Raw genomic sequence first — 23,705 nt, 5'->3', positions numbered from 1 at the left:
GGCCGTTTAAATAGGTGAATCCACAAAATGAAGGTTAGTAAATAGGAGGAAATGAAGATGAGATATTTTACAGCGGGAGAGTCACATGGACCAGAATTGACGGCGATAATTGAAGGTTTACCAGCCGGCATTCCATTAACTATGGAAGATATTAATCAAGAATTAGCGCGGCGTCAAATTGGTTATGGTCGTGGTGGTCGTATGTTGATCGAAAAGGACCAGGTAAGAATTACCTCTGGCGTGCGTCATGGTGAAACATTAGGCTCACCGATTACCCTAGTAGTAGAAAACAAAGATTGGAAAAACTGGCAATCAGTCATGTCTGTCGAGGCAGTCTCTGAAAAAGAGAAGAAAAAACGTCGAGTTGCAAAACCTCGTCCAGGTCACGCTGATTTAGTTGGTGGCATTAAATATGGCTTTAACGATTTGCGAAATGTGTTAGAACGATCATCTGCTCGTGAAACAACCATGCGGGTAGCGATTGGTGCTGTGGCTAAAAAGATGTTGAAAGAATTAGGCATCGATGTGGCAGGTCATGTTTTGGAAATTGGTGGCATTCGAGGGACTGTTCCTGAGAATTTGACGGTTAAAGAGATTGCTGAGCGTTCAGAAGCATCCGAGGTTCGTTGTTTAGATCCAAAAGTAGATTTAGAAATGAAACAAGTCATTGACGATGCAAAAAAGAATGGTAATACGGTCGGTGGCGTCGTTGAAGTAATTGTGGGAAATGTTCCCGTTGGATTAGGGAGTTACACCCAGTGGGATCAAAAACTAGATGCTAAAATTGCCCAAGCGGTTGTCAGTATCAATGCGTTTAAAGGTGCAGAATTTGGCGTTGGGTTTGAAGCGGCTCGTTTACCTGGTAGTGAGGTTATGGATGAAATTATCTGGTCGGAAAAAGCTGGTTACACTCGCTCAAACAATAATCTAGGTGGTTTTGAAGGCGGTATGACAAATGGAATGCCAATTGTTGTTCGTGGTGTTATGAAACCAATCCCTACTTTATACAAACCGTTGATGAGTGTTGATATTGATTCAAAAGAGGTTTACAAAGCAAGTGTTGAGCGTTCCGATAGTTGTGCGGTTCCTGCCGCAAGTGTTGTGGCTGAAGCCGTAGTGGCGACAGAAGTAGCTAAAGCTATTCTTAATAAATTCGAAAGTGATTCTTTTGCTCGTTTAGTAGAACTTGTTAAGGATTACCGCGAGTACACGCGGACCTTTTAATCATCCAACAAAGGAAGGAAAGCTGTCAAATGAGTGTAAGGTTTAAACGCATCTTAATAATAGGAACTGGCTTAATTGGCGGTTCTCTCTGTTTGAACATTAAGAAGGAACATCCCCAGATTACAGTGGTCGGGATGGACGCGAATCGGCATTCTCTGGAAGGCGCTTTGGAAGCACATGGAATTGATGAGATTGGAACAGACTTTGCTTCCGAAGTCGTCAAGGCAGATGTTTTGCTGCTGTGTACGCCAGTTAAGCAGACGATGGCTTTTTTAAGTCAATTAAATGATATAAAGCTAGTTAAACCTTTGCTCGTCAGCGATGTGGGCAGTACTAAAGGTGAAATTATGACATTAGTTGAATCACTGGTAAATGAACAATTGCGTTTTGTTGGCGGACATCCTATGGCTGGTTCTCACAAGTCAGGATTTATTGCTGCAGATGTTAATTTATTTGAAAATGCTTATTATGTGCTGACACCAAGTTCAACTGTCACAGCAGAAACCGTTGAGCACCTGCAAGATTTACTCAAAGGGACTCGTGGTAAATTTGTTGAAATGACCGCAGTAGAGCACGATCAAATTACGGGAGTTGTCAGTCACCTGCCTCATATTATTGCTTCTGCTTTAGTGAGACATAATCAGGCCTTAGTGGAACAGTTGCCGATGACCAAAAAATTGGCGGCAGGTGGTTTTCGTGACATTACGCGGATTGCATCCTCAGATCCAGCTATGTGGACGGATATTTTACTTAGTAATCAAGAGGTGTTAATTTCTGAAATGAAAGACTGGCAGGGACAGATGTCTGATATTTTGAATTGGTTGGAAAGCGCCGACAGACAGACCATCTTTAACTTTTTCGCCTCTGCTAAAAACTCTCGGGATGCTTTACCTCAGCGTAAATCAGGTGCTATACCGGCCTTTAATGATCTCTTTGTGCAAGTTCCGGATCATCCAGGTGAGATTGCTAAAGTTACGGGGATTTTAGCTGGCGCCAATGTTTCTTTAATAAATTTGAAAATTATCGAGAATCGGGAAGATATATTTGGTACACTACAATTAACATTTAAAAATCAACAAGATGTTAAGATTGCCTATGACTTGTTAACTCAAGATGGCAATTATACTTGTTATGAAAAGTAAGGAGTTAAAGATGAAATTATTGACGAACCAAATCGGGATTAATGGCACTTTAGAAGTACCGGGAGATAAATCGATTTCCCATCGTAGCATTATGTTTGGTGCGATGGCAAAAGGAACAACGACCATTCGCAAGTTTTTACGAGCGGACGATTGTTTGTCTACTAAAGCCATGTTCGAAGAATTAGGCGTTAAAATAGAAGATGACGGTGAAGTTATTATAGTTCACGGAACAGGTGTGGCCGGGTTAAAACCGGCGACTAAGGCAATAGATATTGGTAATTCAGGGACAACCATTCGTTTAACTACCGGAATATTAGCAGGGAGTGCCTTTACAACAACGCTTTTCGGCGATGAGTCGATTGCTAAACGACCAATGAATCGTGTCATGTTACCATTGAAAGAGATGGGGGCTATCTGTCACGGTGATGGGTACACAGAATTTCCTCCACTTACTATTACTGGAACGGCTAATTTGACAGGTATCACTTATAAAATGCCTGTTGCCAGCGCTCAAGTTAAATCTGCTATTTTATTAGCGGCCTTACAAGCTAAAGGTGAGACGGTTATTGAGGAAAAAGAAGTCACTCGTGATCATACAGAAGATATGATCCGTCAGTTTGGTGGCCAAATTGAGGTTGACGGGAAAACGATTCGTTTATCTGGTGGCCAAGAGCTTATCGGACAAGAAGTTATTGTTCCGGGAGATATCTCCTCAGCCGCCTTCTTCTTAGTTGCTGCTAGCATTTTGAAGGACAGTCAGCTTAAACTGATCAATGTGGGGTTAAATCAGACAAGAACAGGCATTATCGATGTCTTAACAGAAATGGGCGCAAGGATGACGGTCTCTGAAGACGATCAGCAAAATAAATCGGGTTCCATCACGATTGCAACTAGCCAATTAAAGGCAATTGAAATTGGTGGTGATATTATTCCTCGACTAATCGATGAGTTGCCTGTGATTGCCTTACTTGCTACACAAGCAGCAGGGCGAACGATTATCCGAGATGCGGAAGAATTAAAAGTGAAAGAAACCAATCGTATTGATGCGACGGCCCGTGAGTTAACGAAAATGGGTGCTAAAATTCAAGCGACTGCTGATGGATTGATTATTGATGGTCCAACGCCGCTACGTGGTGCAGAGGTTACAAGTTATGGTGACCATCGTATCGGTATGATGTTGGCTGTGGCGGCTTTATTGGTGAAAGACGGTGAGGTTGAGTTAGCGAAATCAGAAGCCGTGTCAGTATCATATCCGAACTTTTTTGATGATTTATCACAACTAATTGGAAGGTAGGAATGTATATGAAACAAGTGTTACTGATTGGTTTTATGGGGGCAGGTAAATCGACTGTTGGCCAGATGCTAGCGAAGCAACTACAAGTTGATTTTATTGATAGTGATGAGGTTATCGTTGAAAAAGCCGGTATGACGATTGCCGACTATTTTGAAAAAAATGGCGAAGCGGCCTTTCGTCAACTGGAAACCGATACCTTGAAAGAGTTAGCTAGTAAACCAGGTATTATCGCTACTGGCGGTGGGATTGTGACAGGTGAGGGGAATCGAGATGCTTTAAAACAAGCTCATAATGTTGTTTTCTTAAAAGCAGACCCTTTAGTATCACTGGATCGTATTATGAATGATGAACATGTTATTCGTCCTTTAGTTTTGGAAAAGTCTAGCGAGGAAATTGTTGATTTATTTACGGGTCGCTTACAATTATATGAAGAGTGCGCCGATTGGGTAGTTGACACAAGTGAGTTGACACCTCAAGAGGTTTGTCAGGATATATTAAAGCAAATCGTAATAAAAAATAGTTAAAGGATGATCAAATGAAAGTTGCCTATTTGGGGCCAAAAGGTTCCTTCACCCACAGTGCGACTCAAGAGTATTTTTCGAATGCCGAGTTAATTTCTTATGGTTCAATCCCTGCGTGTATTAAGGCCGTCTCCCAAGGTGAAATTCCTATTGGGGTGGTACCAATTGAAAATACCATTGAAGGGACGGTAAATTTAACTTTAGACTATCTTTACCATAAAGCAGATTTAACCGTCCTGGGCGAACTGGTCATGCCAATTGCCCAACAACTTTTAATGAAGAAAAGCCAATTGACTGAATTGACTGGTATTACAAAAGTCTATTCTCACCCTCAGGCCTTGGCTCAATGCCAAGAATTTATTGCTGAATATTTACCTGAAGCACGTGTTATTGCGACAGATTCAACTTCTTTGGCCGCTGAAATGGTTGCGAATACCTCTGATGATTCAGTGGCGGCAATTGGTCCTGTGGCTTGCGGTCAGGAGTATGATTTGCAGATTATCAAAGCGGATATTCAAGATATTGGGCACAATAAAACGCGTTTTTGGATTGTTAGCAATCAAGCAGCTTTACGAAATGAGAATGAAAGCATCGAAAAAGCCTCTTTGTGTTTTACTATGCCGAACAACCTTCCCGGTGCCTTGCAAAAAGCATTAACCACCTTTAGTTGGCGGGAACTTAACCTCAATAAGATTGAATCACGTCCTTTAAAAACGACTCTGGGTGAGTATTTCTTTTTGATTGACATCGTCTTAGAAGAACGGCAGTTACCTCTGTTGGCAAATGCTATGGAGGAAATTAAGTATTTAGGTGGGCAGGTCAAACAACTAGGTTGTTACCATGTTCATGAAATAAAAGGTTTATAAGGTTTTTACTGAGAGCTATTGCAATCAAATTAATCAGATTGCAATAGTTTTTTAGGGGAATGGTCATTTAAATGGTTCGAGATAGTTATATTATGTGTGACTTTCACTAAAAAAATCTGTAGATTTGATTAAATTTAGACTTTAGACTGTTCAAATGATGGATATTCCTATATGCTTAGATAGGTTAATGAAGTCAAATAATTATCGAGGTGACAGTTATGTCAAGAATGGAACGGTTCCATAATCAAGGGGAAGAAGGCAATTCCGTCCAAGAAACGCCGAAAATTAAACAACCGAAACAATCGAAAGAACCCAAAAAACCAAAAAAGGTTAAAAAACATCGGGGGAGCATGGCTCAATCTATTGGAAAATTGCTATTATTATTAATTATTTTAATTGCAGCTTATAGTTTTTATGAGTATAACAAAGGTCTTCGGGCTGCTAAACATGATAAAGATTTCGCGCCTCAGGAATACAAGGAGTTTTCGGGACAAAAAAGTACAGACGGCTCAATCAATGTACTCTTTTTAGGTAGTGATTCCCGGGGGGCTGACCAAGGGCGCTCTGATACGATTATGATTGCTCATTATAATAAAAAGGATAAAACACCAAAATTAGTTTCTTTTATGCGGGATACTTATGCTAATATTCCGGGTTACGGCTATAATAAGATCAATGCGTCCTATTCATTTGGGGGGCCTGAACTAGTTAGACAGACCATTAAAACAACTTTTAACGTGGATGTTGAGTATTACGCGATTGTTAACTTTGGCTCCTTCCCAAAAATTATCGACACCTTAACTCCTAGCGGTTTGAAACTTGACGCCGAAAAAGATATCGAATTAGATGGAGTCAATATCAGTCAAGGAACTCAAAAAATGGATGGCCATACCGCTCTTCAATATGCACGTTTTAGAATGGATGAAGAAGGGGATTTTGGTCGCGTAAGAAGGCAACAACAGGTGATGAATGCCATTTTTGCTCAAGGTTTGTCAGCTAAAAATATCTTAAACTTCCCAGAAGCTGTTGGGAAAATTCAAGGCTACACCCATACAAATCTACCAGGCAGCCTTTATCCAAGTATCGGCAAAGATTTTCTGTTTGGTCTGTCCAAACCTCTTGAAAAACTTACGATTCCAGTGGATGGTTCTTGGTCAGACGGATATTACGCTGACGCAGGAAGCGTTCTGGAAATTGATGAAGCTGTAAATGCCCATGCAATTGCCGAATTTTTGAAGTAAGTTCAACCCTCGATTAGCGGTTTTCACTAAAAGGTAAATATGGTATAGTAAAGACACGATGACACGTATAGTGTAATAAAAGTGAGGTAAATATATATGAAAACTGCTGTTGTGACAGATAGTACAGCGTATTTAACAGATGAAATGAAAAGTCACCCAGATTTATTTATTATTCCGATTCCTGTTATTTTGGATGGAAAGATATACAATGAGGGGGTTGATATTGAAGCAAACGAGTATTATGACTTACTCAACAAAAGTAAAGAGTTTCCGACAACTTCTCAACCCTCTGTCGGAGAGGTTTTAGAATTATTTCAAGATATTGCTAAACAAGGTTATACTCAAATTGTTAGCATTCATCTCTCTTCAGGGATTTCTGGTTTTGTTAATAACCTGATTTCCATGTCCCCGGGAATTGAGGAGATCGAGGTTCGAGCATTCGATTCGTCAATTACTAGTATGCCGATGGGCTATATGGTCGAATCAGCTTTGGAAATGGCAGAAGCTGGTCATTCCTTAGAGGAGATTTTTGAGAGATTAATCCTCATTAAAGAGCATACAGAAGCCTTTCTGGTAGTTCAGGACTTAAATATATTAGTTCGTGGCGGCCGATTGAAAAATGGTGCGGCATTAATCGCCGGTTTATTAAAAATAAAACCAGTTTTAAAGTTCGATGAAGGAAATATCGTGTTATCTGAAAAAATCCGTTCTACTAGAAAAGCTTTGGGAAGAGTAGAAGATTTAATGGCAAAAAAATATAAAAAATCCAAAGTTGACATGCAATTCTTTATTATTCATGCTAATAATTTAGCGGTCGCAGAGCTTGAAAAGTTGGAAATGGAAGAACGATGCCCAGGTATTAATATTAAAATCGGACATTTTGGACCAGTGATCGGCACTCATTTAGGAGAAAAAGCCATTGCTTTTGCTTGGTGTGCCAAGTGATTTAGCTATTATTTGTGACAGACTTTGAGTAGCAAAGGATACGTTCGAGAGGAACATTATTCTTTGTTACTTTTTTGTTTTTTACGTTGAATGGATACAGAAAGGAAAGTAGCCGACAATGAAAATAGTAATATGTGAAGATGAACACATGACACGTCAAAAAAATCGTAGCATCGTTGAGACTGCTGCCAAGGAATTAAATGTTTCAGTGACCATTTTCGTGTGTGAAAGTGGTGAGCAATTGTTGTTTGAGCTACCAGACATTATTCCAATTGATTTACTGGTATTAGACATACAAATGGGCGATATTAGTGGGATGGATTTGGCGAAAAAAATCCGTGAAAAGGATCAGGAAATTTCGCTGATTTTTGTGAGCAATTATGACGATTATGTTTTTGATGGATATGAGGTTAACGCGATGGGCTACGTCATGAAACCGTTAACTGTCGATAAGATGAGACATTATCTATCAAAAGTTCTTAAGAAAAAAGAGTCAGAAGAGGCCTACGTGGTGATTCAATTTAACCAGTTGCCAACTAAAATATATTTATATGAGATTATTTATGTGGAGTCAGAGGGGCATTATTTAAACATCGTTACCCAAAAAGGTAGCCACGAATGTAAAGGAAGTTTGCTTAATTTTTCTGAAAGTTTAAACGATAACTTTGTTCAAGTTCATCGCAGCTATCTGGTTAACTTAAATTTCATTTCGGCTGTTCATCAAAAGGACGTTCTACTTGCTAATGGCGATGTCTTGCCTGTTAGTCGGAATAAAAAAAGACGAGTTAAAGAGCTTTTTCTAGCTCATTATCGAGGTTTAGCTAATGAATAATCTTCTTAATGGTTTAATTCTTATGGGGTGTTTAGGTTTGTCTCTATACTTGGTAGTGGACTTTTCTGCTTCTAAGGGAGGAATTTTGGCAAGTCTCGGTTTTTTAGTTTTAATTTGTTTAGTGAGTTGGTTTCATGCATACCTTGCGTTGGTTTGTTTTTTATTTTTATTGTCTTACTTGATTATTACGAAAAAAAAATCACTTATTTATTTACCTCTAGTAATAGCCTTAATTACAGCCATATTGATAAGTAAGACAAATCCAATAGGGATCCCAGTGGTCATCCTTGCTGGAAGTATCGTCACCCATTTCTTTAAAATAGTCAAACAAACGACTCTTTATATTTTGGTATTGATAAGTATATTTGAAGGATTATTGTTTGTCTTGTTTGCTAGCACAGACAATAGTGGTTTAAACGCTCTTATATTATTGATGTTATTCCTGTTACTACTGATTGTCGATTTAGTATTACGATATCTCTTTCAAGAAACAACTATGATTTTTGCTCGTTCCTTGGATCAGATAATGGCTAACTATATTAGCGAAGTAGACAGTTTATACCAAAACATTCGTGGTTGGCGGCATGATTACCACAACCACTTGCAAGCGATAAAGGTGTATTTAAAGGATGGCCAATTCAATGAAATTGAGGGTTATTTATCCCAATTAGAAGATAAGCTTATAGAAGTGGACCAAATTGTTAAATCAGGTAATACGATGTTGGATGCGATTGTAAATAGCAAGTTGTCGATTGCGTCTGACAAAAATATTAAAACCACTGTCAAGGTTTTTGTGGGCAAGCAACCTTTGATTAATGATGTGGACCTTTGTGTGATAATAGGTAATATTTTAGATAATGCCATCGAAGCCAATGAAGAGATCGACAAGCCAGAAAAACGGATGATGAGAGTCTATATCTCTATCTTAAAGCAACAGTTGTACATTTCAGTTACTAACAGTCGACCATTGGTCCAAGCTATCAACGCTAGTTACACGAGTACTAAAAGTGATAAACGAGGTTTGGGTATTAGGCGAATTGACCAGTTGGTTTCAAAATATGATGGGATGATTAATCGCCAATTTGAAGATGAGATATTTGTCACGGAAGTCATATTACCACTCATGACCATTAGCGACCGATAAATAACCGTTGATGTCTTTTACGGTTATTTTTTTTCCAATGACCTATACTTTAAAGAGAGGTGAGAAAAGATGGAGAAAAAGCATTATCGATTAAGGGAGAATATCAACTGGTATTTCAAAAGGGTTTGGCAAGAGTTTCCCCAATATTTTTTATACAGTTTTTTTGGCATTGTCCTCAAAGCGATGGAATCATTGTTAACTGTTTTTTTACCAGCGGTGTTAGTTAAGCAGTTAATTAGTCACAACTCACTTAGTCAGACGATAATTATTGTCACCTTAATAGGGCTCGGACTGGCTTTGACCAGTACATTCAGACGATTTGTGGAATCGAAAGTGATGCTTTTTGCTTTAGGTGTTCGGACAAATCTTCAATTAATCCTCTTTAAAAAGTCCCTGACGATGGACTATCAGTTGATGGAAAGCGCAAAAGTTAGGGAATTGAAGCAAATTGCAGAGTCGGAGGGAACGGATCAGAACAGTTCAGGCGGGGAAGCCTTTGGAGTAAATAGCTATTATTTAGTTGAAGTTACCCTTAGTTTTTTATTGTTTGGAGGGGCCTTATCCTTTGTTCACCCGTTATTATTAGTCTTGATTATGGGGACAACACTTATTAGCTTTATGTCCTTAAAACGAATCAGACGATTTCGTCACACACATAAAGATGAATGGGGAAAAATTGATGCTAAGCGTTATTATTTAAAGAGTAATGCTTATGGGATTGAAAATGGTAAAGATATTAGGTTGTACGAAATGAATAACTGGTATGATCAGCATATAGAAAAAGCTAATCACGAGCGTTTAACTTGGATTAAAAAAGAATCAATGACGGTTTTTTTAAGCCAATTAAGTCAAGATACAGCAGTTTTCGCACGTAATCTAGTGGCTTATGTCCTGTTGGTTCTGGGGATGATGAAGGGTGGTTTGACACTACCGCAATTCACCTTATTTTTTACGGTTCTCAATAATGTTACTAGCTATGTTAATAAAATTGCCGAGCATAGTCATTTACTATTGAAAGCCAACCAGGGATTAAATGATGTCAGGCATTACGTTGAGCTTACTAGTAATTTTGTCAGAATAGAAAGGGATACAGATAGTACTTCCTTAGAAAAAGAAGGAGCACTTTCAATTCGCTTTGAAAAAGTTAGTTTTAGCACGATTTTGTCAAAAAATCTTGTTTTTGTCTGAGGGATCGATTAGTGAAGAAGGGAGTCATGAGGAATTAATGGCCTTATCTGGTAAATACGCAGAAATTTATAATGTACAAAGTCATTATTATCAAAAGGAGGTGATCTAAGATGGTTTTTAAGGTGTCGAATAAGTTAGTTAATAAATACGCGAAAGTGATTAAACTGGTCTTGGATATTCATCCAGCAGCTCTGGTGTCTTCTTTTTTATATGCGATGTCAACAACAATGATTCCTTATGTAGATTTTTGGTTTTTAGGTTCGATTGTCAATGAGTTAACTGGAAAAGCAGATCAGTCTCAATTAGTGACTAAAGTTGTTTTATTTGTGACGATCACTTATTTATTGAATGTAATGGCTCATTTTTTACAAAAGAAACGGGAAGTAGCTCAGAGTCAACTAGGGATATTGCTTGATGAGCAAATAACCAAACGATTACTGACCGTTGAATACGCCAGTTTAGAAGATCCTAACATGCGTGAAAATTATCAAAAAGCAGCTGAAGGCACTAATTACAATGGTGGTATTGCTACTTTTATTAATCAGACATTGACAACGTCATTTCAGCTTGTTATGGCCTTTATAGTGTCTGGAGCCGCTTTGATTAAGTTGTATCTGGCAAAGGGGATTGCCGGGACTGGAATGTCTTGGGTGAATTCCTGGTGGTTTTTATTACTGATTATCACTTTAATTTTATTACCTGTTATGGCTAGTACCGTCTTATTTAATAAGTCTAATTTGTTTAAATTTGAACAGTTTAACGAAATTGTCGAAATTAATCGTGAATTCACTTACTATCATCATACGGTTGGGCATTATCAAAATGGTATGACTTTTAGATTGTACCGAGGAACACAGCTATTTTTGAAACGTGTCAATCAATCTAATAGTCAATCATTAAAATTATTTTTCAGAATGGAACGAAAAGATTTTAGTTATACGGGAACTGTTTTATTTATTTCAAGTAGCGTAACAGCCTTACTTTATGTCATCGTTGGCTTAAAAGCCTTTGTCGGAGCCATTGCAATTGGATCAGTTATCCTATACGCTGGCTATTTGCAACAGTTACTAGCTGTTTTGCTGGAATTCTTTAAGGCGATTAGTATGGGGAATACAATCGTCAACTATATCCAATACTATTATGATTTTTTACACAACGATTCCTCTGTAAAAAAAGGAAGCTTGCCAGTTGAAAAACGGAACGACAACGAGTATGAGATTGAGTTTCATCATGTTGGGTTTAAATATCCTAGGACGTCAGTCTGGGTTCTCAAGGACTTTTCACTTCAATTAAAAGTGGGAGAAAGGTTGTCCGTTGTGGGGCGCAATGGATCAGGGAAAACGACCTTTATTAAGTTGTTATGCCGTTTGTACGAACCGACAAAGGGTATATTACCTTAAATGGTATTGAGCTGACTAAATATGACCGAGCTGAATATCAGCGTATACTGGCAGTTGTCTTTCAGGATTTCAAATTATTTTCCTTTAGTGTTGCAGAAAATGTCGCTACAAATCGTTTGCCGGATATGCTTCGTGTGAAAGCAGCTTTAGAGATAGCTGGTGTCAGGGAGCAGGTTAAGTTGATGCCTGGATATACAGATGCCATATTAACTAAACATTTAGATGAACAAGGAGTGGAGGTATCTGGTGGTGAAGCCCAAAAGATTGCCATCGCAAGAGCTTGGTATAAAAATGCGCCATTTGTGATTTTGGATGAACCGACAAGTGCCTTAGATCCTATGGCTGAATATGATATTTATAAACATTTTGATGATTTGATTGAAGATAAGACGGCTATTTATATTTCTCATCGCATGAGTAGCGCCCGGTTCAGTCAACGTATAATTGTTTTTGATAAGGGGACAGTAGTACAAGAGGGGACTCACGATAGCTTAATGGCCACCAAATCAGGTAGGTATTATGATCTATTTACAGCTCAAGCTAAATATTATACTGAAGAGTATGAGGCTGATGCCCAGTTAGAAGAATTATTTTCATATTGAGAAAAGCGAATGAATGTTCGCTTTTTTGTATGCAGCAACTCAGACTTGTGCTATTATAAGAAATAGAATGCAGATAGCAGGAGGAGAGAATGATGAATCAACAAGAAAGATGTAGTTGGGCTAACAGTAGTCCTTTGGAGCAGACATATCACGATCATGAGTGGGGGGTCCCGAAACATGAGGATTTAGCTTTATTTGAATTGTTATCATTGGAAAGCATGCAGGCTGGCTTAAGTTGGTCGACTATTTTAGCGAAACGAGAAACGTTGAACAAGGGGTATGATCAATTTAATCCGGAAGTTATTGCCACCTATGATCAGCAGAAAATAGATGAGCTTTTGGCTGATCCGGGTGTTATTAGACACAAACTTAAAATAGCTGCAACGATAAGTAATGCCCAGCGATTTTTGGAAATTCAAAAGGAGTATGGCAGTTTTGATCAATTTATTTGGACTTATGTTAACCACCGACCAATCAATAACTTATGGTCCAATATCACTCAAGTACCTGCCACTTCAGATTTATCTGTGAAAATAAGCAAGGATTTAAAAAAAATAGGGTTTAAATTTGTAGGACCAACAACTATTTATTCTTTTTTACAAGCAGCGGGTTTGATAAATGATCATGTTGTGACTTGTTTTAGAAACGACCAAACATCTTATCGCGTACTCTATAAAGGACTTCCGGTTCCTTTGTGCAGCGACGATCGTTGGAGTTAGAGCTGCTTTGAATTAAAATTTAAATCAACTTAATTTCGAGTCCTTTTTAGTAGACTTTCATTATACAAATACATTTTTATTTGGTATGATTAAGTCATAGTAGAAAAAGAGGTGGGTTATGGAGAGTTATGGCGTTACTGTTAGAAAGCTAAGACAAGATAAAGGGTTTTTGCAGAAGGAAATTTATGAGGGCGTTGTAGCAAAAAGCTTCGCCATTCGCTTTGAAAAAGGAGAAGTTATGCTACAGTATGACACTTTTTTAACGGTTTTAGAAGCTCTGAATGTGTCGCAAGAAGAATTCCACTTTATTCATCGGGGTTATCAAGGGAAAAAAGACAAGTCTGTTTGGACGGAGTTTGCTAAAGCTGCCAACAGTAGTAATAAGCGTCAATTACAGGGGATTTATCAACAGTATCGAGTAAGTAAAATAGTCTTCGAACGAGTCGTGGCGTATTTGGCAAATGTTTTGTTGGTGTATCAAGAATACTCGGTAGACGAGTATAGTGCGCACTTAAATCATCAAGAAGTCCTTTATTTACAAGATTATTTATTGAAAAAGGAATCTTGGACTCTAGATGAAATGAACATATTTACTTCCTGTTATTTTATTTTCGAGCAAAAAATAAAGCAATTATTAATGAAGAGTTGTTATGCTTCTTTGAGAAAATACAAAGAATATCCCAATTATATCGAGAGAATGACGAATTTATTGAGTAACTATATCATTCACTGTTACGATATCGGTGAATATTTAGAAGCAAATCAGTGGTTTGTCAAAGTTCAATCCTTGCCTCGGAGAAAAGAATTTTTATATCATGGTCTTAACATTGATTTATGTTCAGCTTATTATTATTATGCGAAGCGAGACTACTCTTCATCTAAAGACAAACTTGACCGCTACGTTGCAGCACTTTCGAACAGCGGCATCGCTAACGAAGCAGACCGATCGGTCAAACAATTTAATGAATTTAAAGTGACTTTTGATCGGTTTGGCCGTTAACATGTCATTAAAAAAATAAAACAAATGACTATTTGACAAGCTATACATTGTTGAATAGTCATTTGTTTTCGTTCAGTTCAATAGTCTATTTGAATAAATAACGTATAAGAATAAAATTTCATTCTGTTTTTGATTATTAATGTGGTATTTAATGATAAGTTGACAGAAAGCTTGAACTAACAATCTTTTCATTTATATAGTAACATCTGTTATGTTCATATATGGAATGATAAAATGCAAAAAGTGGAATTAGCAGTGCATTATAATTTATTTTTGATGATTCATTATGATATACTTTCGTTAATCGTTTGATACTTAATCATCGGATGGTTCTAGTTTGTTGCTTGAAGATGTAAGTGATTTTATGGTTTGGTATTATTAGTTTAAAATAACAGAAATGGGGTTTGTGACATGAAAAAGAAATGGACAGTTTTTTCGTTAGTGATGTTGTTAATGCAGTATTTTTCACCGCTAGTAGCGTTGGCTGATACGGTTAATGCAACTGCTAGTAATTCACTGACTGTTACAGAGGTAGCTGTTGCTAATAAAGACAGTGTGGACCCAAGTAACGTTAACTTAACGGTGAAAGGAGATGTAGTGGCAAACAGCAGTTACCAAACAAATCTACTGGTTTCTGGTGTCGGCAGCTTGACAGCAAATACAGGAGCGGTGGTTAATAGTAGCCAGCAAGGGATTGGTACTTACCATGCAACCGGACAAACAATTGCCTTAGCGTTTAAAGAAGGCGTTTCCGGACCCTTTGAAATAAAACTAAATGGTCAATTGCTAGACAAAGAAACGCCACAGCAAACGCTGAGTGCAACAGTTAATCAGCAAACAGTCAATCAACTTGTTACACTAGTAGCCTCTCAGGAACCAGTTAATTCAAGTCAGCCTGCAGAGTCCACGAATACTAACGCACCACCTACAAGTACGGACGCTACAAATCAGTCAATCAGTACAACTGAGTCTACGACTGAAGAACCAAAAAAAGATGCTAAAGCAGCTGCTAAAAGAGAAAATCAAGATATTTCTGAATTTTTAGGCGATACTAAATTTTTTACAGGAATTGAAATTCTTGGACCAAATGGATTACCTTTAAAAGATCAAACGGTCGAACTCGGTGATGCCATTAAGATTAATTTTGATTATGCTATACCTGAATCGGTTAGAGAACAAATGCAGCCAGGTGATTTTTATGATATTCAATTACCTGCGGAAGTTCAAATTAAAACACAAATTAAGTTTGATTTGAAAAACTCTCTAGGTGAGGTTTATGGGACAGGCGTTATCGGAACAGACGGTAAGTTACACATCGTTTTTAATGATAAAATATCTGAAGAATCGGATATTTCTGGTACAGTAACGGTAAATGGTAATCTGCAACAAGGCGGAATACCTGGTCCTGGACCTGGTGAAATTGAATTTCCTTTTGTTGAAGAAGGACCAAGCATTCCAATCATCGTCAAACCAACTGTTGATAATTCAATTGTAAAAAAAGGTCATGCAGATCGTCCGACAAATCCAAACGAAATTGTTTGGGATGTTGACATCAACTTAGATTTGTCGACTCATACGAACGCGAAAGTAACAGAGAACTTTCCTGCTGGCACAGAATTCAAGAGTGTTAAAATTTACAAAGGGAAAGTTGATTTTAATGGGAAGATTATTGAAGATCAGTTTGAGCTAGTTTCTCCAAGTGAATACGATGTTGATGCTAACGGTAATGTTACCTTTAAGAATCCTATTAAAGATGCTTATCGCTTAGAGTATACAACTTCAATCATCCAAGAGGAAAAACCTGGTGCAGAAGGTGGGACGGTTAGTTATGTCAACAAAGCCACAATTTCATCAGATGAAGTTCCGGATGGCCTTGATGCAGGCGCATCAATTACGGCTAAATATAATAAAGCCTTAGAAAAATTAGCACCTGCTTACGATCCAGCGACACAAGAATTTAAATGGACAATTAAATACAATTACGTGGAGTTTGATGTTCCAGAAAACGAGGCAACGGTAACGGATAGTTTTACCAGTAATATGATTTTAAAAGATGAGTCAGTTGTGTTGAACAAAGTTTCTTTTAATGAAAATGGTGATCCAATTGTGGGAGAACCTCTAGTTGAAGGGCAAGATTATCGTTTAATCCCTGCTGGTGACGGCAAAGGATTTAAAATAGAATTCATTGGTAACGTTGATTATGCTGTTGACATTCATTATTCAACAAAAGTGGATGAAGAAGTAACAGGCAATCAGGTCTATAAAAATCAAGTCACCGATGGTACAGGTAATCAAAGTGTCAATCAAGGAGAAGCACATCAACAAGGATTAATAAAAAATATTGGCGATATTAACTACAATAGTAAAACCATCGCTTGGGAAATAAAAGTCAATATGAACGGATACGAGTTGAATAACTGGAGTATGTCGGATCAGATGAGTCCCGGTTTAAAGCTTGCCTTGGGGGCTCGTAGTTTTGTTATGAGAGATCTTAATACTGGCTCTCTGTTAGAACAAGGCATAGACTATGAATTTGTTTATGATGAAGCTGCTGGTAAAATAGACATTAAGTTAATTGGCAACTACGCACGTACTAATCATAAATTCATTATTAATTACAACACAAAATTTGATACAGCAGTCTTAAATGAAGCGGGTTATGACAAATTTTTTAACGACGCTTCCTCGAAATGGATCAATCAAGATGGTAGTGATTTAGGCTCCAGTGACCATGAAGAATTTTCTCCTAGGCCAGAAGAATCTGCTGATGGCTTTAAGAATGGGAACTATAATGCAAAAATGAAAACCATCACTTGGACATTGGGTCTTAATTACAATCGACAGGAATTAGGAGACGTTACAATAACTGACCCAATTACTTCTAATCAAAAATTTGTCTCAGGTAGTTTAAAGGCTTATAGATATACAGTTGCACCAAACGGTTCGATTGTTAGGGGCGCTCAAATTGAACCCTCTGAGTTTATAACGAAGTTTAAATTTACCGAGCCAAGTGCTGCCAATAACAACAGCCTGGTAATTGACATTAATAAAGTTGGCACCAACGATCAAATTCTATTTGACTTCGAAACATCACTTGATGGTGAAGTGGTGAATGCTGGTAAGGCGTATCATAATAAAGCGTCTGTAGATGCAGAAAATGTTGATGGAGCCTTCACTATTGAAGGGGACGTTTCAATTGCTAACGGTGGGTCATTAATTCTCAAAGCGGGTAAACAGGACAAGGATGGCTACCTCCAATGGACAGCTACCATCAATCCAAGTCAATCGACGGTTTATGATGCCAAGGTAACGGATAGACCATCAACTAACCAAGTGATTGATGAAAGTTCAGTCGTGGTTTATGAAACCAATGTTGCTGAAACAGGTGGATTAACTAAGGCCGCCCCCTTGGATCCGGCTAAATATACGGTAAGCTTAACGACAGACGAAGTGACTGGTCAACAGGAGCTAATAGTTAAATTTACCGATGAAAAAATTGAACGGGCATATATGTTGGAATATAAAGCCATGTTGTTACTGGAGAAACCTTCTGGTGAAAAAGCTAAAAACAACATTAAATTAGAAGGGACCAACAAAGAAAATCTTGAGCAAGAAGTTTCCAAAGAAGTTGGTGTGAGTGCGTCAGAAGGTGGCGGAACAGCTGTCGGAACTACAGGAAATGTCGTTATCCGCAAGGTTGATAATGATGGCAAGGTTCTAACCGGTGCGACTTTCGAACTTTGGGACAAGAAAAACAATCAAAAGTTACGAGAAGGTCAGGTTTCAGCAGAAGGTACTGTTCAATTTGGTAAATTACCTTATGGTGAGTATTTCTTGAAAGAAACAAAAGCACCAGCAGGTCACTCCATTCAGGATGACTTAATTGTGGGTCGAAAGATTAAAATTGATGTTAATACGTCGACTGCAGGTAATTACTTGGACGTGGTTAATGAAATTAATCGCGTGGTTTTAGTTAAACAAAGTGAAGATGGAACAAAATTAACAGGAGCTAAATTTAAACTAGAACAATTCATTGATGAGAAGTGGGAAGCTGTCGCTGGTCAACAGGACTTAGTAACGGATGAGACTGGACAGCTGATCGTTAAAGGCCTTTCTGCTGGTGACTATCGTTTTATTGAAACAGCAGCGCCGACTTCACCGATTGAATACTTATTGGATAAAACGCCAATCGAATTTGAAGTTGTAACAAGCGAACAAGGGCAGACACCAGAAGTTAATGTCGGGCCATTTATTAACTACTTGGGCAGCGCAAGTTTTGTCAAAGTAGATGGAGATAACACTGGTAAAGTCTTGGTAGGCGCAGAATTTAGATTGACACGTCTAACAGATGGTTCTGGTAAAGAAATAAATCAAGAAATTGGCGTTACGTATAAATCTGATGCTAGTGGTAAAGTTACGATGCCTCGTTTAGCACCAGGTAAATATGAAGTGACTGAAACTAAAGCACTAACTGGTTACTTACTTAACACTCAAAAAATCTCATTCGAAATTAAAAACGAGTCAAACGGAGTCAAACCTGCTGAGGTTGATGCTGGTCAGTTCCTTGATTATCAAGGTAGTGTGGAATTGATCAAACGCGCCAAATCTGAAACAGGGGATGTTTTAAAAGATGCTCTGTTCCAAATTAAAGACGCAGAAGGAAATAACGTTGGAGATATTCTGAAGACGAATGAGGCAGGTAAAATCACTGCTGAAGGATTGGCACCAGGAATCTACACTTTGAATGAAATTCAAGCACCTACTGGTTATATCAAAAATACTGAGCCAATGCCTTTTGAAATTGCAGACTCAGCTGCCGGTAAACCTAGTCTTGTTAAAACAGAACCCTTTATTAATTACCAAGGCAGTGTTAGAATGCTGAAAGTTAATGGCAGTGGCGAGGGGCTAGATGGAGCAGAATTTACGTTATACACGGAAGCGGGGCAAGAACTCGATACTTACACTTCCAATCCTTTGGGTCGAATTGAAATTAATGATTTGGCCCCGGGTAAATATAAACTTGTTGAAACAAAAGCGCCAAAATATTCAAATTCTCAAGATTATATCATGAATAAGTACCCACGCTTTTTTGAAATTAAATCAGAACAAGCTGGGCAAGTGACTGTCCAAAACCTTGGGGAATACCAAAATTTCCTTGGTAATATTTCAATCAACAAGTCTTCCGGAGAAGATACAGAAGTTAAGCTTGTTGGCGCAGAATTTGATTTGTTCAAATTAAATAAAGATACTGGTGAAGAAGAGAAAATTAATACAGCGCCGATTATTTCAGGCGAAGATGGTAAGTTAAATGTTCCTTACACTGGTTCAGGTGATTACAAACTAGTTGAGACCAAAGCACCAGCAGGGCATTTAATTAATACAAATCCGATCTTTATCACTTTTAATGAAGAAGAAGGAGAAAATCCTTCAAATGAAACCTTAAGCTTTAAAAATTATGAAGCGACGATTCAATTCAAAAAAACAGATCGTGAGGGCAACTCATTAACAGGAGCAACCTTTAATATATTTAAAGCCAATGAGGCTGGAGGTAAAGAAGGTAATCCAGTTAATCCAACTCCGTTAACGTCTACTACTGGCGAGTTTGAATATAAAGGTTTGGAAGTTGGTAAGTACATCTTAGAAGAAGTAACAGCCGCTGATGACTACATTCGAAACACCGATTTATTCCCATTTGAAATTGAAGGGCAGATTGGTGAACCAGAAGTGATCGTTTTAGATAACTTCATTAATTATCAGGGTGCTGCTGAATTAATCAAGCAGGATAATAATGGTGAAGTTCTGGCAGGAGCAGAGTTCTCCTTATTCCAAGGTGATACTTTCATTCAGAAAGCAACGTCTCAAGAGAATGGGCTTGTGAGATTCGAAAACCTATCCCCGGGTGAGTATGTCGCTAAAGAAACGAAAGCCGCTGATGGTTATATTAGAAATACGAAAGAAGTCCCTCTGACCGTTGTTGCAGAAGGACCTGGTGAAGCCGTCACCGTTCCAGTGGAAATGGGCAATTACCAAAATTATCAAGGATCCATCTCATTCCTTAAAACTGATAAGGACGGAGTTGCTTTAGGTGAGGCTATCTTTGGATTGTTTGATGAAACAGGGGATATTGCGATAGAAGATCCCGTCACTGAACAACCAATTACTGTTAAAGCCACACCTGCTGGAAAAGTTAAATTTGAAAACTTAGGACCTGGCAAGTACGTGATTAAAGAAATTCAAGCTGCACCAAACTTTATTTTAAACACAAAGGAAATTCCGTTTACCATTGCAGAAACAGCAGATAATCAAGGTGTTGATTTAGTAGAAGCTGATTTTGTTAATTACAAGGGAGCTGTTTCAATCATAAAAAATGATGAGGCTGGCAATCCTTTAGCAGATTCTGAATTTACGATTTACGACAAAGATGGGGAGCCTGTTAAATCAGAAAAATCTGATGAAGATGGCCTTGTAATCTTTACGGAATTAACACCAGGTGACTATACGCTGAAAGAAACGACGGCAACTGATGGTTATATCTTAAATGAGCTTGAACTGCCTTTCGTTGTGGAAGCAGAAGACTTAGGTCAACCTGAGGTTCAATCACTTGGTACTTATATCAACTTCCAAGGGAAAGCTGAACTGGTTAAACAAGATAAAGATGGCGAAGCTATAGCTGGCACTGTCTTTGGTTTATTCGATAAAGAAGGCAAAGAACCGATTAAAGATATGGCTACTGGAAAAGACGTGGTAGCGACTTCTGCTGAAGACGGTAAAGTACACTTTGAAAAATTAGCACCTGGAGATTACACTGTTAAAGAAATTCAAGCAACAGATAAGTATCTCTTAAATACCAAAGTCTTAAGCTTTACTGTTAGCAAGTCCTTCAAGCCAGAAGGCGACCCAGAATCAGCCTCCGCTAGACCAACGATTATTGAATTAGGTGAGTTTACTAATTATCAAGGTTCTGCTGAGTTAATCAAGACAGATGAAGCTGGAAAAGCATTGATAGGAGCTGAATTCACACTCTATAAAGATGGTGAAGAAGTTTCTAAGAGTGAGTCCGATAAAGAGGGGAAAGTCAAATTCGTAGACTTAGCTCCGGGAACTTACACTGCTAAAGAAACAGCTGCACCTAATGGCTACCTGCTAAACACTGAAGAGGTGGAAATAGCCATTACAGATCGAGCCGAAGAAATACCTGAAACAGTCAACCTTGGTACATTTATCAATTATCAAGGTTCAGTTGAATTAACGAAAGTTGATAAAGCAGATGCTAAAAAGGTTTTAATAGGCGCTGAATTCAAGGTTGTTGATCGTAATAATAAACCTATCCAACAAAAATTAACAACGGATAAAAATGGTAAGGTGATGGTTGAAGCACTGGCACCGGGCACATACTATTTCGTTGAAACAAAAGCACCCACGGGTTATCAATTAGCTGCTGTTAAAACTCAATTTGTGATTGCTGATAAAGCGTCTGGCAAACCAGAAAGCCTATTGGTTACTGTTACGAATGAAAAAACACCAGTCGATCCGGGACAACCAGGTAAACCTGGCAAGCCGACTAAACCAGGTCGTAAAGGGAATTTACCACAAATGAATGACGTAATGAATAATGCCTACTTACTCATTGGCTTATCATTTATCGTCTTCGGAAGCAGTATCTATCGGGCCCGTAAAAAAGACTCGTTAAGATAAATGTTACAACCCCTAGCATCAAGGTGAAAAAGCCTAATCAACTAGATGTCCATTCTAGTGATTAGGCTTTTTACCTGTCATTTAACAGAGAGATAAAAAATTCAATCTAGTTGATTATTTCAAGTGTTATATGTAGACTAGTCATAGTGACGATTTTATTCGGTAACATTAATAAATTTTGTGAAATCACTTTTTTTCCTTGATATGTCTCATTATGTTACCTCATAAGGTGTATACTTAAATAAGTAACTAATTTTGATCACGAGAGTGTGTTGAAAGAAAAATACTGGAGAGATTAAATGCGAGTCGATTGGAAACGAAATTTATACATTGCCTGGATTGGCTGTTTTTTTACAGGCGCAAGCTTTAGTTTGGTAATGCCTTTTATTCCTGTTTACATAGAGAATCTAGGAGCACCATCCAATAAAATTGAGTTTTATGCTGGACTATCAATCAGTGTCACCGCTTTTGCAGCTGCGATTGTGGCGCCTATTTGGGGGAACTTAGCTGATCGGAAAGGCCGAAAATTAATGATGGTTCGAGCTGCGGCGGGAATGACTATCTCTATGGGCGCCTTAGCCTTTGTGCCAAACGTCGAGTGGTTATTAGTTATGCGATTTTTAACAGGCGTTTTATCGGGTTATATTCCTAACGCGACTGCTATGATTGCTTCCCAGGTTCCTCAAGAGAGAAATGGCTGGGCTTTGGGTACACTGGCAACTGGTACTGTAGCAGGTAATCTGATTGGACCATTAATGGGAGGCGCCTTAGCGGGAGCTTTCGGGATTGAAAATGTCTTTCTTATTACCGGTGCGGTTCTATTAATAAATACGGTTCTGACGATTTTTTTTGTTAAAGAGGATTTTATACCTGTTGAGAAAAAGAATGTTATTTCCACAAAAGAAATTTTCAGTAAAATTAAAAATCCGACGATGTTGTTTGGTTTGTTTATCACTACTCTAATATTACAAATAGGAATTACTAGTATCAGTCCTATTTTAACTTTATATATCCGTCAACTTGGCGGTGCAAGTGGCAATATTTTATTCGTCAGCGGTTTGATTGTATCTGTTGCTGGGATTTCGGCTTTTATATCCTCACCCCTTCTAGGTAAGCTAGGTGACAAAGTGGGAAATCAGAATGTGTTGATTGGCGGTTTGGTCTTTTTCTTACTTTGTATTTTCCCCATGGCTTTTGTTAAAACCCCATTTCAATTAGGGGCATTACGTTTTATGATGGGATTTTCTACAGGCGCATTGATGCCTTCCATTAATTCTTTAATTAGCCGAATTACACCACGAGAGGGTGTCAGTCGCATCTTTAGTTTTAATCAAATGGCCCAAAACTTCGGACAGGTTTTGGGGCCAATGGTAGGATCGACGGTTGCTGCTGGTTTTGGTTACGGCGGTGTTTTTATTGGGACTTCTTGTTTTATACTGGTGAATATTGGAATTTCGTTGATCAATTTTAAAGGAACACTTGGCAAGAAAATCACTTTTTAGCCAGGTGTGATGTAGCTATACGAATTTGAATCAGTCAGAGATAATCAACTGTCTCTGACTGTTTTTTGGCAAAAAAAGACTGTTTCCTTTAGGAAGCAGCCAGTCATAAGAAGTTTTATAACGTCTTATTAACGATTAATTTTTTGATTGTTCTTTACTCGGTTGAGAAACTTCACCAATGATAATCACAAAGAGTGCAATGACGATTGACCCCATTACAGCTTGAGGGAAATTATATAAACCATGATTTAGTGCTGCACCAAGATAAGCAACAATTTGACCTAAGATTAATGACCATGCTAAAACGATGACATAACGCATATTGTAACACCTCTCTTCACTAGCATATTTTAGCACAATTTACCGATGAGTGGAAGAGAAAGTCGTTCA

15 protein-coding genes and 1 pseudogene are annotated in these 23,705 nt (G+C 38.1%); 15 read left to right on the top strand and 1 reads right to left on the bottom strand.

Annotated elements, in window-relative coordinates:
- Positions 1-57 precede the first annotated feature (57 nt).
- The 15 genes and pseudogenes from aroC to RWN13_RS07490 all read left to right on the top strand — a co-directional run bounded on the left by aroC (position 58) and on the right by RWN13_RS07490 (position 23,315).
- Complete coding sequence (gene aroC, locus RWN13_RS07565) at positions 58-1,224, top strand: chorismate synthase (protein WP_314061874.1); 1,167 nt, start codon at positions 58-60, stop codon at positions 1,222-1,224.
- Between the two features lie 29 nt (positions 1,225-1,253).
- The gene (locus RWN13_RS07560; protein WP_314061873.1) at positions 1,254-2,366 is read left to right on the top strand and encodes a prephenate dehydrogenase; all 1,113 of its coding nucleotides are present in this window, start codon (positions 1,254-1,256) and stop codon (positions 2,364-2,366) included.
- 10 nt (positions 2,367-2,376) lie between these two features.
- Positions 2,377-3,660: a 3-phosphoshikimate 1-carboxyvinyltransferase gene (gene aroA / locus RWN13_RS07555; RefSeq protein WP_314061872.1), complete on the top strand. Its 1,284-nt coding sequence runs from the start codon at positions 2,377-2,379 to the stop codon at positions 3,658-3,660.
- 2 nt (positions 3,661-3,662) lie between these two features.
- A complete protein-coding gene (locus tag RWN13_RS07550) occupies positions 3,663-4,184 on the top strand; it encodes a shikimate kinase (RefSeq protein WP_314061871.1) in 522 nt (173 codons plus the stop codon).
- Positions 4,185-4,195: 11 nt separating this feature from the next.
- Positions 4,196-5,047 (top strand): prephenate dehydratase, encoded by an 852-nt coding sequence (gene pheA / locus RWN13_RS07545; protein WP_314061870.1) that lies wholly within the window; start codon positions 4,196-4,198, stop codon positions 5,045-5,047.
- A gap of 218 nt (positions 5,048-5,265) precedes the next feature.
- Positions 5,266-6,288, top strand: coding sequence for an LCP family protein (locus RWN13_RS07540; RefSeq protein WP_314061869.1), 1,023 nt, complete (start codon positions 5,266-5,268; stop codon positions 6,286-6,288).
- Positions 6,289-6,384: 96 nt separating this feature from the next.
- Positions 6,385-7,233 carry a DegV family protein gene (locus RWN13_RS07535; protein ID WP_314061868.1) on the top strand — a complete coding sequence of 283 codons (849 nt, stop codon included), beginning with the start codon at positions 6,385-6,387 and terminating at the stop codon, positions 7,231-7,233.
- A 118-nt stretch (positions 7,234-7,351) separates the two neighbouring features.
- On the top strand, positions 7,352-8,065 hold the full coding sequence (locus RWN13_RS07530; protein ID WP_314061867.1) for a LytTR family DNA-binding domain-containing protein: 714 nt from the start codon (positions 7,352-7,354) through the stop codon (positions 8,063-8,065).
- Positions 8,058-9,209 (top strand): GHKL domain-containing protein, encoded by a 1,152-nt coding sequence (locus tag RWN13_RS07525; protein ID WP_314061866.1) that lies wholly within the window; start codon positions 8,058-8,060, stop codon positions 9,207-9,209. The genes RWN13_RS07530 and RWN13_RS07525 overlap by 8 nt, the downstream gene beginning before the upstream one ends.
- 69 nt (positions 9,210-9,278) lie before the next feature.
- Positions 9,279-10,397, top strand: a complete 1,119-nt coding sequence (locus RWN13_RS07520; RefSeq protein WP_314061865.1) for a hypothetical protein — start codon at positions 9,279-9,281, stop codon at positions 10,395-10,397.
- A 110-nt stretch (positions 10,398-10,507) separates the two neighbouring features.
- Positions 10,508-12,399 (top strand): annotated as a pseudogene (locus RWN13_RS07515) (ABC transporter ATP-binding protein).
- 92 nt (positions 12,400-12,491) lie between these two features.
- On the top strand, positions 12,492-13,118 hold the full coding sequence (locus tag RWN13_RS07505; protein WP_314062003.1) for a DNA-3-methyladenine glycosylase I: 627 nt from the start codon (positions 12,492-12,494) through the stop codon (positions 13,116-13,118).
- Positions 13,119-13,236: 118 nt separating this feature from the next.
- Positions 13,237-14,118: a hypothetical protein gene (locus tag RWN13_RS07500; protein ID WP_314061862.1), complete on the top strand. Its 882-nt coding sequence runs from the start codon at positions 13,237-13,239 to the stop codon at positions 14,116-14,118.
- A gap of 411 nt (positions 14,119-14,529) precedes the next feature.
- A complete protein-coding gene (locus RWN13_RS07495) occupies positions 14,530-21,813 on the top strand; it encodes a SpaA isopeptide-forming pilin-related protein (RefSeq protein WP_314061861.1) in 7,284 nt (2,427 codons plus the stop codon).
- A 299-nt stretch (positions 21,814-22,112) separates the two neighbouring features.
- The gene (locus RWN13_RS07490) at positions 22,113-23,315 is read left to right on the top strand and encodes a multidrug efflux MFS transporter (RefSeq protein ID WP_314061860.1); all 1,203 of its coding nucleotides are present in this window, start codon (positions 22,113-22,115) and stop codon (positions 23,313-23,315) included.
- A gap of 135 nt (positions 23,316-23,450) precedes the next feature.
- Here RWN13_RS07490 and RWN13_RS07485 read toward each other — a convergent pair whose 3' ends face one another.
- Positions 23,451-23,636 carry a YjzD family protein gene (locus tag RWN13_RS07485; RefSeq protein WP_314061859.1) on the bottom strand — a complete coding sequence of 62 codons (186 nt, stop codon included), beginning with the start codon at positions 23,634-23,636 and terminating at the stop codon, positions 23,451-23,453.
- Positions 23,637-23,705: the final 69 nt, after the last annotated feature.

Origin of the sequence: uncultured Vagococcus sp., from assembly GCF_963518325.1 — a bacterium.
Classification (GTDB): Bacteria; Bacillota; Bacilli; order Lactobacillales; family Vagococcaceae; genus Vagococcus_D.
This window is presented reverse-complemented; position numbering and strand designations above follow the sequence as displayed.

Coding starts and splice junctions, on each gene's coding strand:
- aroC (WP_314061874.1), top strand. CDS start 58: ATGAGATATTTTACAGCGGGAGAGTCACATGGACCAGAATTGACGGCG.
- RWN13_RS07560 (WP_314061873.1), top strand. CDS start 1,254: ATGAGTGTAAGGTTTAAACGCATCTTAATAATAGGAACTGGCTTAATT.
- aroA (WP_314061872.1), top strand. CDS start 2,377: ATGAAATTATTGACGAACCAAATCGGGATTAATGGCACTTTAGAAGTA.
- RWN13_RS07550 (WP_314061871.1), top strand. CDS start 3,663: ATGTATATGAAACAAGTGTTACTGATTGGTTTTATGGGGGCAGGTAAA.
- pheA (WP_314061870.1), top strand. CDS start 4,196: ATGAAAGTTGCCTATTTGGGGCCAAAAGGTTCCTTCACCCACAGTGCG.
- RWN13_RS07540 (WP_314061869.1), top strand. CDS start 5,266: ATGTCAAGAATGGAACGGTTCCATAATCAAGGGGAAGAAGGCAATTCC.
- RWN13_RS07535 (WP_314061868.1), top strand. CDS start 6,385: ATGAAAACTGCTGTTGTGACAGATAGTACAGCGTATTTAACAGATGAA.
- RWN13_RS07530 (WP_314061867.1), top strand. CDS start 7,352: ATGAAAATAGTAATATGTGAAGATGAACACATGACACGTCAAAAAAAT.
- RWN13_RS07525 (WP_314061866.1), top strand. CDS start 8,058: ATGAATAATCTTCTTAATGGTTTAATTCTTATGGGGTGTTTAGGTTTG.
- RWN13_RS07520 (WP_314061865.1), top strand. CDS start 9,279: ATGGAGAAAAAGCATTATCGATTAAGGGAGAATATCAACTGGTATTTC.
- RWN13_RS07505 (WP_314062003.1), top strand. CDS start 12,492: ATGAATCAACAAGAAAGATGTAGTTGGGCTAACAGTAGTCCTTTGGAG.
- RWN13_RS07500 (WP_314061862.1), top strand. CDS start 13,237: ATGGAGAGTTATGGCGTTACTGTTAGAAAGCTAAGACAAGATAAAGGG.
- RWN13_RS07495 (WP_314061861.1), top strand. CDS start 14,530: ATGAAAAAGAAATGGACAGTTTTTTCGTTAGTGATGTTGTTAATGCAG.
- RWN13_RS07490 (WP_314061860.1), top strand. CDS start 22,113: ATGCGAGTCGATTGGAAACGAAATTTATACATTGCCTGGATTGGCTGT.
- RWN13_RS07485 (WP_314061859.1), bottom strand. CDS start 23,636: ATGCGTTATGTCATCGTTTTAGCATGGTCATTAATCTTAGGTCAAATT.